This window comes from uncultured Gelidibacter sp. (assembly GCF_947500795.1).
Taxonomy (GTDB): Bacteria; Bacteroidota; Bacteroidia; order Flavobacteriales; family Flavobacteriaceae; genus Gelidibacter.
The window spans coordinates 274,835-289,322 of sequence record NZ_CANMTE010000002.1 but is presented as its reverse complement, the minus strand read 5'-3'; the positions used below and the strand labels follow the sequence as shown (position 1 = coordinate 289,322).

Annotated in this window: 11 protein-coding genes; 3 read left to right on the top strand and 8 right to left on the bottom strand. The window is 38.0% G+C overall.

Annotation, left to right across the window (positions count from 1 at the left end):
* Positions 1–21: 21 nt before the first annotated feature.
* From leuB to Q0947_RS06480, 4 genes are all read right to left on the bottom strand, one after another.
* Positions 22–1,140 carry a 3-isopropylmalate dehydrogenase gene (gene leuB / locus Q0947_RS06495; protein WP_133756933.1) on the bottom strand — a complete coding sequence of 373 codons (1,119 nt, stop codon included), beginning with the start codon at positions 1,138–1,140 and terminating at the stop codon, positions 22–24.
* Between the two features lie 52 nt (positions 1,141–1,192).
* Positions 1,193–1,780, bottom strand: a complete 588-nt coding sequence (gene leuD / locus Q0947_RS06490) for a 3-isopropylmalate dehydratase small subunit (RefSeq protein WP_299393873.1) — start codon at positions 1,778–1,780, stop codon at positions 1,193–1,195.
* A 114-nt stretch (positions 1,781–1,894) separates the two neighbouring features.
* Positions 1,895–3,307 (bottom strand): 3-isopropylmalate dehydratase large subunit, encoded by a 1,413-nt coding sequence (leuC, locus tag Q0947_RS06485; protein WP_299393869.1) that lies wholly within the window; start codon positions 3,305–3,307, stop codon positions 1,895–1,897.
* A 1-nt stretch (position 3,308) separates the two neighbouring features.
* A complete protein-coding gene (locus tag Q0947_RS06480; RefSeq protein ID WP_299393865.1) occupies positions 3,309–4,484 on the bottom strand; it encodes a 2-isopropylmalate synthase in 1,176 nt (391 codons plus the stop codon).
* Between the two features lie 147 nt (positions 4,485–4,631).
* Here Q0947_RS06480 and Q0947_RS06475 point away from each other — a divergent pair, with 147 nt between their 5' ends.
* The 3 genes from Q0947_RS06475 (at position 4,632) to Q0947_RS06465 (ending at position 10,271) form a co-directional block, all read left to right on the top strand.
* Positions 4,632–6,179: a hypothetical protein gene (locus tag Q0947_RS06475; RefSeq protein ID WP_299394991.1), complete on the top strand. Its 1,548-nt coding sequence runs from the start codon at positions 4,632–4,634 to the stop codon at positions 6,177–6,179.
* Between the two features lie 25 nt (positions 6,180–6,204).
* Entirely contained in the window at positions 6,205–7,107 is a 903-nt protein-coding gene (locus Q0947_RS06470) for a phospholipase A (protein ID WP_299393860.1), read from the top strand.
* A gap of 197 nt (positions 7,108–7,304) precedes the next feature.
* Entirely contained in the window at positions 7,305–10,271 is a 2,967-nt protein-coding gene (locus Q0947_RS06465) for a glycoside hydrolase family 3 N-terminal domain-containing protein (RefSeq protein ID WP_299393855.1), read from the top strand.
* Between the two features lie 150 nt (positions 10,272–10,421).
* Here the strand turns inward: Q0947_RS06465 and Q0947_RS06460 are convergent, their stop codons facing one another.
* The 4 genes from Q0947_RS06460 to Q0947_RS06445 form a co-directional block, all read right to left on the bottom strand.
* Entirely contained in the window at positions 10,422–11,198 is a 777-nt protein-coding gene (locus tag Q0947_RS06460; protein WP_299393850.1) for an SOS response-associated peptidase, read from the bottom strand.
* Positions 11,199–11,216: 18 nt separating this feature from the next.
* Positions 11,217–11,726, bottom strand: a complete 510-nt coding sequence (locus Q0947_RS06455) for a hypothetical protein (RefSeq protein WP_299393845.1) — start codon at positions 11,724–11,726, stop codon at positions 11,217–11,219.
* Between the two features lie 249 nt (positions 11,727–11,975).
* Entirely contained in the window at positions 11,976–13,061 is a 1,086-nt protein-coding gene (locus Q0947_RS06450; protein WP_299393840.1) for a hypothetical protein, read from the bottom strand.
* 151 nt (positions 13,062–13,212) lie between these two features.
* Positions 13,213–14,112, bottom strand: a complete 900-nt coding sequence (locus Q0947_RS06445) for a DUF1963 domain-containing protein (RefSeq protein WP_299393835.1) — start codon at positions 14,110–14,112, stop codon at positions 13,213–13,215.
* Positions 14,113–14,488 lie beyond the last annotated feature (376 nt).

Here is a 14,488-nt window from a genome sequence, read left to right as displayed (position 1 = left end):
AATCCGACTAACAATATTAACTTAAATAATAGTAGATTGTCCCAAGTGAATGTTTGTAAAATTCATGTTGGTATCTTTCGGATTATTGATGAAATCCTCAATAAAATCACCCACTTTGGTTGTAGTTATATGATTGAATTTGCTGTTCAATTCTGGTGTGGTAATGTTCAATTTCAACGATTTCTCTACCCCTTCCCTGATCAATTCTGCTTCTTCAAAAAGTTCAAAATGATCTAACAACATCGCTGCTGATAAAATGGAAGCAATCGGGTTGGCGATGCCTAAATCTTTTGCCTGCGGATAAGAACCGTGGATCGGTTCAAACATGGCGAAGTAATCACCAACTGACGCAGAGGCTAAAAGTCCGATAGAACCTCCAATAACGCTTGCCTCGTCGCTAATGATGTCGCCAAACATATTTTCTGTAAGAATGACGTCAAATTGTTTTGGGTTTAGAATGATTTGCATGGCGGCATTATCAACAAATAAATAGTCCAACTTCACATCTTTATAATCTTGCGATACTTCGGTCACCACTTTGCGCCATAACCGCGACGATTCTAACACATTGGCTTTATCAACTAAAGTCACCTTACGTTTACGAGATTGTGCTGCTTTGAATGCCAAATGAGTAATACGCTCAATTTCTGCACGTGAATACACACATAAATCTGATGCCGTGTTGCCATCTTCACTGAGCGTTTTTTCACCAAAATAAATACCTCCGGTCAACTCTCTATAAATGCAAATATCAGTGCCTTTTATAAATTGTTTTTTTAGTGGCGATTTATCCAAAAGCGTGTCATAAGCTTTTACCGGTCTGATATTCGCAAACAAGCCCAATTCTTTACGCAACTTCAGTAAGCCTTGTTCTGGGCGCACTTTTGCTGCCGGATTATTATCATATTTAGGATCTCCAATAGCGCCAAATAAAATAGCATCTGAATTTTTACATAAATCGAGCGTCTTTTTTGGCAATGAATCTCCAGTTTCATCAATTGCTACGGCACCTACAGGCGCATATTTAAATTGAAATGAATGGTCAAATTCTTGGGCAATCGCTTTCAAAACTTTAACAGCCTGAGCGGTTACCTCTGGTCCTACGCCATCTCCTGGCAATACTGCTATTTTTAATTTCATATAGTGTGGTGAAGACGACTTAATGGCCTTCGTGTTTTAGTTATTATGGTGCTTAAATAAGCGTTTTTTCAAACTGTTCTATGGTGTCTTTTTTACTCAACAAATAATCAATATCATCATACCCATTGATCATACACGTTTTTTTGTAGGCATCAATCTCAAAAGGCTCAACATGATCTGAACCTTCAATCCCGATGGTTTGCGCTACTAAATCGACCGTGATTTTTGTTGGCGGATTCGCCTTAATTGCGGTCATTAATTCCTTTAAAAATTCAGGAGTCACCTGAACTGGCAGCAAGCCGTTATTCAATGCATTTCCTTTAAAAATATCTGCAAAAAAGCTGGACACAATTACTTTAAATCCGTAATCAGTTAATGCCCAAGCCGCGTGTTCTCTACTACTTCCGCATCCAAAATTATCGCCAGCCACTAAAATTGGCCCACCATATTGCGGTTGATTCAACACAAACTCGGTATTGACAGTGCCATCTTTTTGGAAACGCCAATCTCTAAAGGCGTTTTCACCAAACCCCTCACGATTGGTGGCTTTTAAAAATCGCGCAGGAATGATTTGATCCGTATCGACATTTTCAATGTCTAACGGAATTGCTGTTGCGGTTAATGTTTTAAATTTTTCCATCTATTGCCTGTCTTTCGACGCCGCTCATGATAAACTCAAACGGGTATCTCTTTTATTCTTATTATTTTATTTACCACTAATTCACGAATCTTAATCAAATTCAATATCACCACTTTAAACCGCCGTGTATTCGTGGCGCACTTGGTGTTGCAACTGCTTTGTAATATCTATAATCTTACCTTCTACTGCAGTAGCTGCCGCCATTAAAGGACTCGCTAAAATAGTACGTGCGCCTTGACCTTGTCTGCCTTCAAAATTCCTGTTTGAAGTTGACACACAATATTCGCCTTGCGGAATTTTATCATCATTCATAGCCAAACACGCAGAACATCCTGGCTGACGCAATTCAAATCCTGCTTCATCAAAAATGGTTTTCAAGCCTTCTTCAATAATTTGTGCTTCCACCTGTTTACTTCCTGGCACTAACCAAGCGGTCACATTCGCTGCTTTTTGCTTGCCTTTAATATAATCAGCCGCTATTCTAAAATCTTCAATTCTTGAGTTGGTACAACTGCCTATAAATACATAATTGATCGGTTTGCCAATTAAGGTTTCACCTTTCTTAAAATTCATGTAGTCCAAAGCCTTCTCAAAAGATGCATCATTAGTTTCTGGAATGGATTCGGAAATTTTGATGCCCATTCCTGGATTGGTGCCATAAGTCAGCATCGGTTCAATATCTGCAGCATCAAAAAAGTATTCCTTGTCAAATGTGGCATCAGCATCAGTTGGCAAAGTTTTCCAATAGGCTACTTTCTTATCAAATTCATCACCTTTAGGTGCAAATTCACGCCCTTTAACATACTCAAAAGTGGTTTCGTCAGGTGCAATCATACCGCCACGAGCGCCCATTTCAATACTCATATTACAAACCGTCATCCGGCCTTCCATAGACATGTTTTCAAACACATCTCCCGCATATTCGCAAAAATAGCCCGTACCAGAATTGGTGCCGATTTTAGAGATGATATATAAAATAACATCCTTTGGCAACACCCCATTCTTCAATTTCCCATTGACGGTTACTCTTAAACTTTTAGGTTTTGTAAGTAGTAAACACTGGCTCGCAAAAACTTGCGCTACTTGACTGGTTCCAATCCCGAAGGCAATGGTTCCAAACGCACCGTGGGTTGAGGTATGACTGTCGCCACACACAATGGTCATGCCCGGTTGGGTAATGCCCAATTCTGGCGCCATAACGTGAACGATGCCATTGTATTTATGCCCTAATTCATAAAGGGTGATATTATTTTTCTTACAATTTTCAGAGAGTTGCTCCAACTGTTTTCTGGACAATTCATCTTTAATTGGCAAATGCTGATTTAAAGTGGGCGTATTATGATCGGCCGTTGCTACAATTTGGTCAGGTCTAAACACAGGAATATTGCGTTCTTCAAGCTCTTTAAACGCTTGCGGACTGGTTACTTCATGAATCAGGTGTTTATCGATATATAGAATTTGCGGCCCATCTTTAATGGTATCAACCACATGCGCATCCCAAACTTTATCAAATAAGGTTTTTCCCATCTTAAGCCGAAATTATTTGTTGATATACTTTACTCGTTTCAATAATCTGATGAATGTCTTGGTCATTGATTTCCTTTTTCTGATCGGCAAAATGCAAGAAATTGGCATACACATCATCCAATTGCAACTTGGTCAATTCGTACCCTACATTTTTGGCTCGGTAGGCTAAAGCCGCACGACCACTACGGGCCGTTAACACAATAGCCGATTCAGTAACACCAACATCTTTAGGGTCAATTATTTCATAGGTTGCTCTATTTTTAATCACCCCGTCTTGGTGAATTCCGGAACTGTGTGCAAAAGCATTAGCGCCCACTATGGCTTTATTAGGCTGCGTATAAATACCCATGCTTTCTGAAACCAACTGGCTGATGCCATACAAATGCGGCGTCTTAATATTCGTATCCAAATTAAGATATGGATGTTGCTTCAACACCATCACCACTTCTTCAAGCGCGGTGTTTCCTGCACGTTCACCAATACCATTTATCGTACATTCAATTTGTCTGGCGCCATTAATCACCCCTTCAATGGAATTGGCAGTTGCCAGTCCCAAATCGTTATGACAGTGGCAAGACAAAATTGCCTTTTCAATGCCTTTTACGTTTTCTTTTAAATATTTGATTTTTGCACCATACTCAGTTGGCAAGCAATAGCCCGTGGTATCAGGAATATTCAATACGGTCGCGCCGGCTTTAATGGCCATTTCGCAAACACGTGCTAAAAACTCATTATCTGTACGTCCTGCATCTTCAGCATAAAATTCGACATCTTCAACAAATGATTTCGCAAATTTAACAGCTTCAAAAGCGCGCTCTAAAATGGCATCCTGATTACTGTTGAATTTATATTTGATGTGTGATGCCGAAGTGCCAATACCCGTATGAATTCTCGGATATTTTGCATATTTTAAAGCTTCCGCAGCAACTTTGATATCATTTTCAACCGCTCGTGTCAATCCGCAAACCGTCGTGTGTTTGATGAGTTTTGAAATTTCTTCCACCGATTTAAAATCGCCAGGACTCGACACCGGAAAGCCTGCTTCAATAACATCTACACCTAAATTTTCCAGTTGCTCTGCAATAACTAACTTTTGTTTTGTATTCAGTTTACATCCAGGAACTTGCTCTCCGTCTCTCAGCGTGGTGTCAAAAATTTGAACATTATTATCAGACATTTGTTACGTTTTATTTTTCTATTGACTAGCTAATTTATACTTTGGATTCAAATTCAAATTCCGAAGGTTTGGACTTTTACGATGTTCAGTCAGTTTTAATCATTATAACTACTTGATTTACACTGTATTAAAAGCTATTTTAACGTGATGACTAAGGAGCAAAAAGATAATTTATTTCAATTGGTGAAATCATTAACCAAGTCCGAAAAACGACAGTTTAAATTGTATGTTGGACGCTTGGGCGTGAACGCCGATTCTAAATTTTTGAATCTTTTTAACTTTTTAGATAAAGCCACAACTTATGATGAACCGGCGATTATCAAAACGGGAATCGTCAAAAAACAGCAATTAGCGAATGTAAAAGCGCATTTGTATAAGCAGATTTTAATCAGCTTAAAACTGAATCCATCGCATCAAAATATCCGTTCCCAAATTCGTGAGCAATTGGATTTCGCCTCCATTTTATACCATAAAGGACTTTACAAACAAAGCTTACGAATTTTAGATAAGGCCAAAGAACTCGCCATTCAGCATGAAGAGAAAAACATGGCCTATGAAATTGTGGAACTCGAGAAAATTATCGAATCGCAATACATTACCCGAAGCATCAGTACGCGTGCCGATGAGCTGACCATTCAGGCCAAAGAATTAAGCGAACTGAATGTTATTACCAGCAAACTTTCTAATTTATCACTGCAGTTATACAGCATCATTTTAAAATCGGGCTATGTGAAAAATGCGAAGGAAGGGCAACAGGTGACGGCCTATTTTAATGACCGACTACCAAAATTCGAAATATCAAAAATAGGGTTCAGAGAAAAATTATGGCTTTACAATTCCTATTTGTGGTACAGTTTTTTACTTCAAGATTTTTTGAATTGCTTTAAATATGCTTCCAAATGGGTGAATTTATTTTATGATAACCCACACATGATCAGTTTGAATCCTGTCTTCTTTTTGAAGGGGAATAACTATTTGTTGGAAGCCTTATTTTTTATCAGAAATAAACCCAAGTTCCTAAAACGTCTTGCCATTTTAGAAGATCAAATTGATAGTCCAGATTTTCCAAAAGATGAAAATGTAGAGGCATTGGTGTTTTTATACCTTAATTTCCATAGGATCAATCAGCACTTTATTGACGGTAGTTTTGATGAAGGCCTTAACCTCATCCCGAGAATTGAAACAAAATTCAAGAAATTCAATAGCCGATTGGATGGGCACCATAAAATGATTTTCTACTATAAATTTGCCAGCATGCAGTTTGGAGCGGGCAATAATAAGGCGTGTATCTTTTATTTGGACAAGATCATTTCCAACAAATCATTATCCATGCGCGAAGATTTACAATGTTTTGCACGTGTTTTAAATCTTGTGGCGCATTATGAAGCGGGATTGGATTATCATATGGAAACCTTATTGCGAAGCACCTATAAATTCCTTTTGAAGATTAATGATTTGTATGAAGTCCAAAAGGAAATGATAAAGTTTATTAAAGGCTTGCAGGATATTTATCCGCACGATTTAAAAAACGCCTTTATCGAGCTTCACAAAACCTTAAAAACCTACGAGGACCATCCTTATGAGCGGCGTGCATTTTTATACTTAGACATCATCTCGTGGCTCGAAAGTAAAATTGAAAACAAACCCGTGGGACAAGTTATAAGAGATAAATATCTCGCGGGAATTGACAAATAACCAACACTAATCACACCTTAAATTTATGCTCTTTTTTAGATCTTCCTTTACCATCTTAATGCTGACGTTTTCAATGACACTAAGCGCTCAAGGCCTATTTAAGAAAAAAGATTCCATTGTCACCAAATCCTTATCTGAATCTTGGGAGCTTGATGCGAAAGACCGGACAGGAACGTTCCGACTCAATTCCTACAAGCCATTCTATGTGTTGCCGGCAAAATGGAGCAATCGAATTAATGAGACGCCACAAAGTGTAGGCGAACCGCCGGCGTTTGATGAACCTGTGGACCTTCATTCTACAGAAGCTAAATTTCAGATCAGTTTTAAAACGAAGTTGATTCAGTCGTTTTTATTCGGGAAAGGCGATATATGGGTGGGTTATACTCAAGTTGCCTATTGGCAAGTGTACAATAAACAATTATCTCGACCATTTAGGGAGCTCAATTATGAGCCTGAGTTGATTATCAATTATCCTCTCGATTTTAATTTTTTAGGATTTCAAGCGAAGATGGCGGGATTTGCATTCAACCATCAATCTAACGGAAGAGCCGATCCAATTTCAAGAAGTTGGAATAGAATTATCTTCCATTTTGCGATGGAGCACGATAATTTTCAAATTTATTTAAAACCATGGATTCGGGTTGATTCGGACCCAGAAATTGATGACAATGCAGAAATTAGTGATTATGTAGGACGTGCAGAGGCGAACGTTATTTACCGAAAAAATGGGCATAGTTTGAATCTGTTGTTACGCAATTCGCTATCCTTTAATGACAATCACGGCAGCTTTCAGTTCAACTATATGTATCCTATCAGAAACAACCTGAGAGGCCATCTTCAGGTGTTTAGCGGTTATGGTGAAAATTTAATCGATTATAACCATTACCAAACCACAATCGGTTTAGGGATTTCATTTGTGGAGTGGTAGAAATTTTCTTCACAAACGCTTCAAGATAGCAAAGATTGGATGACAAGTTTAGATGATAATTTTTGACAGCTTCACATCTCATTTGCATTTTTATTTTGTAGCCTTTTACATATCACTTACATTTAAGAATCGAATACCTTCTTAATAAAGAAAATCCTTGTGCTTTATATTGTGCAAGGATTTTAAAATGATGTAAAATGATACAAAAAACAGCATCCATCGTTATCTTTTTGACACTTCTACTGTCAGGACAAGTTCTTATTGCCCAAACAAAAGTTCTTGAAAAACCCGAATTTTTAAAATACGAAAACAGCCAGTGGGTAGATTCCATTATGAAAAGCCTTAGTGTTGAAGAACGCATTGCGCAACTCATTATGGTGCCCGCTTACTCCAATAAAGGCGAGGAACATACACAAGCCATTTTAAAGCTCATAGCGGAACAGAAAATCGGTGGACTCATCTTCTTTCAAGGCGATCCTGAAACGCAGGTAAAACTTATGAATACTTACCAAAACGCTTCAAAAACACCTTTATTAGGTGCTATGGATGCCGAATGGGGATTGGGAATGCGATTGGACAATACCATCAGTTATCCGTTTCAGATGGCTTTGGGCGCCATTCAAGATGAGAATCTGATTTACGAAATGGGCACTCAAGTAGCGCGACAATTAAAACGTACAGGACTTCATGTCAATTTCGCCCCTGTGGTAGATGTGAATAATAACGCTAATAATCCGGTTATCAATTACCGTTCTTTTGGAGAAAACAAGCACAATGTCGCCCAAAAAGCAACGGCTTATATGCGCGGCATGCAAGACCAATTCGTATTGACCACCGCCAAACATTTTCCTGGACATGGTGATACGGACATTGATTCGCATTATGCTTTACCACAAATCAATCATTCATTAAAACGTTTGGATACGTTGGAATTATTCCCATTCAGGAAACTTATGGAAGCAGGGCTTGGTGGGGTTATGGTAGCACATTTAAACATTCCTGCGCTCGATGCTTCCGGGGTACCCTCAACGTTATCAAAAGCTATTGTTACGGACTTGCTCAAAGACAAAATGGGTTTTGAAGGACTCATCGTGACGGATGCCATGACGATGAAAGCTGTTACTCAAGGCCATTCGCCAGGCATTGTGGATAGAGATGCTATTCTGGCCGGAAATGACGTATTGGAGTTTGCTGAAAGTGTGCCGCACGCGATTTTAGAGATTAAAAAAGCCATTCAAAAAGGGTTGATCTCCCAAGCAGAAATCGACCGAAAAGTGAGAAAAATATTGGCTGTAAAACAATGGGTAGGATTACACCAGTATCAACCTACCGCTTCGGAACATATTGTAGCCGAATTAAACACGCCTGAAGCCTTATTATTACACCGAAAATTGGTTGCTGCGTCGCTTACAGTGCTTAAGAATGACGCTAATCTACTGCCTTTTCAGGATTTGGATAAAGTGACCTTTGCGTCCGTTTCCATTGGCGCTAAAGCTGAAACTAACTTTCAGAAAAGCCTTAAACTTTATACAAAAGTGGACGCTTATCAGTTGCCTATGGTAGCCACATCAGGGGATATTTCAGCATTGCAAGAGAAGCTTAAAGCCTATGACCATGTGATTCTAGGGATTCATAACGAGAGTACACGCCCCGCTAATACGCTCAAATTTTCGACAGAAGTACAGGCATTTATCAGCGAATTTTCCCAGAAAAACCAGAGTGTTGTAGCGTTTTTCAAGAATCCGTATGTGCTCGATAAATTAGAGTATATTGAAAAGGCTAACGGACTTATAGTGGCGTACCAAGATTCGAAAGCGTCCCAAGAACTCACCGCACAACTTATTTTTGGAGGTATTGGCGCTTCTGGAAAATTACCCGTGAGCGTGGGAACTAAATTTAAATATGGTGATGGATTGGACCTTGAAGGTGGCCTCCGCTTTAGTTATACGCTTCCTGAAGATGTTGGAATGGATTCTGAGATATTAATCGGCGGCATCGACTCGTTAATGCAACAGGCTATGGCAAAGAAAGCTATTCCTGGCGGACAGATTTTGGTGGCTAAAAATCAAAAAGTAGTCTTTCATAAAGCTTACGGTTTGCACACGTATAATGACACCATCACTGTAAAAAAAGAAGATTTATATGATTTGGCTTCCGTGACCAAAATTTCGTCGGCAATGGCGGCAGTCATGAAGTTATATGATGAACAAAAGTTTGATCTAGATGGTACTTTGGCGGATCAGCTGCCGAGTTTTAAGAACAGTAATAAGGCCGATATTTCCTATCGTGATATTCTGACCCACCAGGCACGTTTTCAGTCGTGGATACCGTTTTACAAAAACCTGTACCGCAAAAACGGCAGTTATAAGTGGTGGACGATTAAGTCAGATTCTTCCGCGCAATACCCTGTAAAAATTGCCAAAAACATGTTTTTGCATCGCAATTATGATGATAAAATCGTAAAAGCCATTCGGAAATCGCCATTGCTTGAAACGAAGCGTTATGTGTATTCTGATTTCTTTTTCATCTTGGCGCCGCGCGTGGTAGAAAGTATGGTGGACGACGATTTCTCTACGTATTTGCAACACAATTTCTACCAACCTTTGGGCGCGACCAGCATCACTTACAACCCCTTAACTAAATATAGCCTAAAAGAGATTGTGCCTACTGAAAATGACTTCTATTTCCGTCATATACCCATTCACGGAACAGTGCACGACGAAGGTGCCATTATGCTGGGTGGGGTTTCAGGGCATGCCGGACTATTTGCCAACGCCAAGGATCTGGCAAAATTAATGCAGATGTACCTCAACATGGGCAGCTATGGTGGGAAACGCTATATTGAAGAAGAAACTCTGCGAAATTTTTCAAAAACCCAATTCCCAGATTCCGATAACAAACGCGCTTTAGGTTTTGACAAACGTCGTCCAAACAAAGAGGGCATCGTGAACAATACAGCAGCAGATGCCAGCGAAAGCAGTTTCGGCCATACAGGTTTTACAGGAACGATGGTTTGGATGGATCCGGAGGAGGAGTTATTGTATATTTTTCTGTCCAACCGAGTGTCGCCTACACGTGATAATGTCAGGTTGTATAATTTGAACACGCGTACAGAAATCCAACAAGTGCTTTATAATGCCATAAAAGCAGGCGCTAAACAATAAGAGTAGGTAAAATTTTGATGGTATCGTGACGAAATAAGGTATTTGGATACCTGTTTATTTTTTGAAGATTTTAGGATTTGAGGATTTGAGGATTTGAAGTCAACAATTTTAATGTGAACATCCGCTTCTAAATCAACCTAAATAAGTAATTCAATCCATTTCCAGCGCTGGCAATTCCTCATAGTAGAGTGGTTCAGAAATTTCTTCAGTATTGCCCATATAGTCCTTCCCTCTTAATTTAGTCACGGTATAAGCGTCCAACGCATCATGTGGATAGGCCTTAATGAGGTCTTCTAACGCCGTTTTATCCAAAGGATCATCATAACCAATCAGCCATTTATCGGCTAAGGCATCCGGTAAAATAACGGGCATGCGCGGTTCCTTTAATTTAGGATTGTTATGAATCTTTGAAAGTATGGTGTTTGCCGTAGTCGTCACTATCGAAAAGGTATTCAGCTTGCCGCCATGTTCAGGATTGGTCCACTCACTATATAATCCCGCAAAAATCATGGGTTCTTTATCCTTTCGGAAAATGAAATACGGATATGTTTTTTTATTGAAGTGACGGTGTTCATAAAACCCATCGGCATAGATTAAACAGCGGCTGTTTTTAGCGGATTCTCTAAACGACGGTTTTTTAAAAATGGTTTCCCCGCGGGCATTCAAGGTGGTATTCCAAGTCTTTTTTAATTGCTCAGCGTCATTCACCCAATGCGGTACCAATCCCCAGGTAGCAACCTCAGGATAGTCGGGAGAGCGGTCCGTGTAGATTAAAACTTCAGGATGCGTAAAGCCAGAAGCGTGAAATAAGGGCAAATCCGTCAACGGAATTAGTTTTTCCATGATTTCATCCACGGCAGATGCATCGCCTCTCCTGGCGGCTCTTTTTAATTGTGATTCTAAAGATATTTTAACGTCGTAGCACATAAAAATTATTCTGAGTCTTTACAATCCGAAACCAAATGACAAGCCATAGTTAAGGGCTGTAGTTTTTCCAACATCAAAATTAACCAAGGGACCAAACGATAGTTTATTCACATGAAAATCATAACCGGTGCCTATCCGAAAATAAAGATCAGTTGCCTTTTTATGCTCATGTCCATTACTATTGTGTGCTGCCGTAAAGGCAACCAAAGGTGACGCAATTAATTTCAGACCTTTATAAGGATGCACGAATACCGGAATCCCCACCAAAACCTCATTCGCATCACCTAAAATCAATTCTGCGAGAAGCCCTAACCCAATTACTTCCGAAATGCGATATTCATAATCTAACCCCACCGTATAGGCGGTAGATTTATGCGTGAAATTGGTTGTGGCCCCATTTAATACAGCAAGATGATGTGTGCCAGCATGAGAATGATGATCGCTATTGGTTTGCACAACCGTTTGCTGTGCAGAGCTACCTAAATTGCCCAAAAAAAGGCTCAGCAGTAGGAGGATTAGATTTTTCATATGTTCTCAAATTTAAAGGCCTTGAAGAATTGGGTGAGTTTGCAGGTCGCACAAAGCTTAAGTCATAGTAAGTGTCGAGATGAAAATTCTACACCTAAGATAATGAAATTACGCTTTTTAGAATTCTAATATTTAAATTATTTTGGACTTGGAATCCACTAATCCTCAACTTGCATCATTAAACTTAGCCACATTTAATCCTGCGTAACCAACGCTATATTGTGAGGTTTTTTACAGTATTGCGGTAGTTTATTCCATACGATTGAGTTCAGAGGCTCCTTGCATTGCTCCAATTGATTCAAAAACTTCGTCTTGATCTTGTTTTTCAGTCCAACCCATTTTTGACAATTCAGTACGTACTTGTGCTTCTGTTTTTTCTTTTACAAAATGATAGAGTGCAAAATCAACAACTTCCATAGGAACTCTATCCAGTTGATAAGCTGTCAAACTTGAAACGAGTCTTAAAACACCAACAAAATAGGTTATTACTAACTGTAAAATCCAACTGATTAATAATCCAATCCAACCCGTATTTAGCTTTTTGAGTGTTAGTCCTGCTTCAAGCCTAGCTTGCATAAATTCCCAAAAGCTAAAAGGTTGAAAGTTATTTTCATTTAAGATGATTTGATATTGAAAAAATTGATTGGAAATATAAGTCATCAACAGCATTCCAATTAACAGATAATGTAAATAGTCATAAAACGTGTAATTACTTAATTTAATTAACTGTTTTAGTACAAAACCAATTGCAATTGCAACACTCACCTCAAAAAGACCAATAATATAAATTCCTTTTACAGAGAGCAGCGCAACAATAAAACCTAATAAAAGAGCAGTGATTATTCCTCCAACAATTGGAATCCAAATTTGAGGCTCTTTTCTAGTTTTAGGTTGTGGTAAACTTTCAGGAATTTCATAGTGATCCCAATTATTTGATTTTTCAACGTCTTGCTCTAATTCAGCTAGTGCTTCTCTGTCGTATTCTTTTTCAATTTGCTGAAATGCGTGAATAAATAGTTTTACTCTTTTAGAATTTCTGCCATTGTCCCAAACTTCGTTTCCGAGTGAGACACTTTTAATGGTCAATTTACCATAGTCGAAAGAAACAGCGATTTTTTCAGTCCAACGATTCCAGCCACTTTTTCGTTTTGCTTCAGCGTTCTTTTCTTCTTGATAAACTAAATCCCAACCTAACTTTTCAAAGGTTTTAATTACAATCGGAATAATGACTGTTTTATTTAAATCAGTTCTTATTTCTTCTTCAAATTTAGGCGTCCAATGGAAGCTATGTTTCTTCTTTATTGTGGATTCGTATGTTTTTAGTGCTTCGGTCATAATTATTTTACTGAAAAACGTTACGTGTATGAGCAGTGGCGTGGTTCGTCACGGACAATTGCAAACAGGTACTTGCCATTGGAAATTCCGCAGGAGTTTCCAAGTAGGCGAGAACAAGGCATTGCTTATACCCATTGTTGTACGCAGTATTTTATGTCATTTGAAACGACATTTTTATATTGTTAAAATTCATATTTTCTAAATCGGTTTTTGATAGTCCGAAATAATAAGTTCCACTTCCACCAAATTTTGTTAAATCAGTATTTGAATCATAGCAGTCTAATTGAAGTAACAATTCGTATGTTTTTGATAATTCTAAAATATCATTCCACCGTTTTTGATATTCAGAACTTTCCGCACCATAAAGTCCCAATTCTTTTGAAGCGAAATCATAAACTACACTTGACTGAATAGACCTATCGTGTCCTAAAATTTGATGCATATTATCAGAATCTTGATATAATTCCTCAATCATATAAAATTCAATTGGTTCAATAAAGTAGAAATTGAAATCGTCATATTTTTTGTCGAATTCAAATAGTTTATAGTTCTGCCAATGGGGAATTGTGTAATACTCAAAATACTCTATTACGGCTGTTTTAAACGTCTGATTTTCATTAATGTCATTCGGAAATTCGGTTCTAATTAGATTTTCACTCTTGCTGAATATAAATTTAAAAGGTTGCTTTATTCCATTAAATTCGTTCCATTCTTCGTTAAGACTTAAAAAGATATAGAAAAACCCTTTTTTTGGTAATTCGTTTTCTTTATCAAATCTCGTAATTTCAGAAAGGTTGTATTGAGCACAAAATAACATTGGTTTTTCATTTGCTCTTGGCCATTCAAAGTCTTTTGGTAAATCAGGTTTTCCACCAATCTTAGATTGTCCAATTTTTAGGTTTTTATCATCACTCGATTTAGTTTTAATGCCAACAGTTGATTTAATCATTTTGATTAGTTCCTCCTTGTCTTCATTATCAATTTGGACTTCTTCTGAATTCCGAATGAATGAGGTTATTTTCTTTAAATTATTCTTTTTAAAACTAAACATTTATTTCAGCATGATGTTTTTGGGATATTGCTTACAACACATATATATCACCAGTTAGCAATACACCTATTATCCCACCAAGATAGTAAAATCCCTGACTTATAACATTTTAAAATTTATTTAAAGTAGTCTTCCACTTACGTTCAAGTTAAAGCCTTGGTATATCATTGGAGATTTTCATTAGAAAGAACCAAATTTTAAAATCTGAGATTTAATTAACAGACCTCTTCTGAAACAAAATTTGAAAGTTGGCTTTTCTAAAAATTGCTAATAATACTGTAATGAAAGTCATTACCTTAAACAAAGAAGCCTTTCAATTTCGTGAAAGGCTTTTCTGTTATTGTGGAGTTTCCACAGTACTTTAATTTGTCCAAAT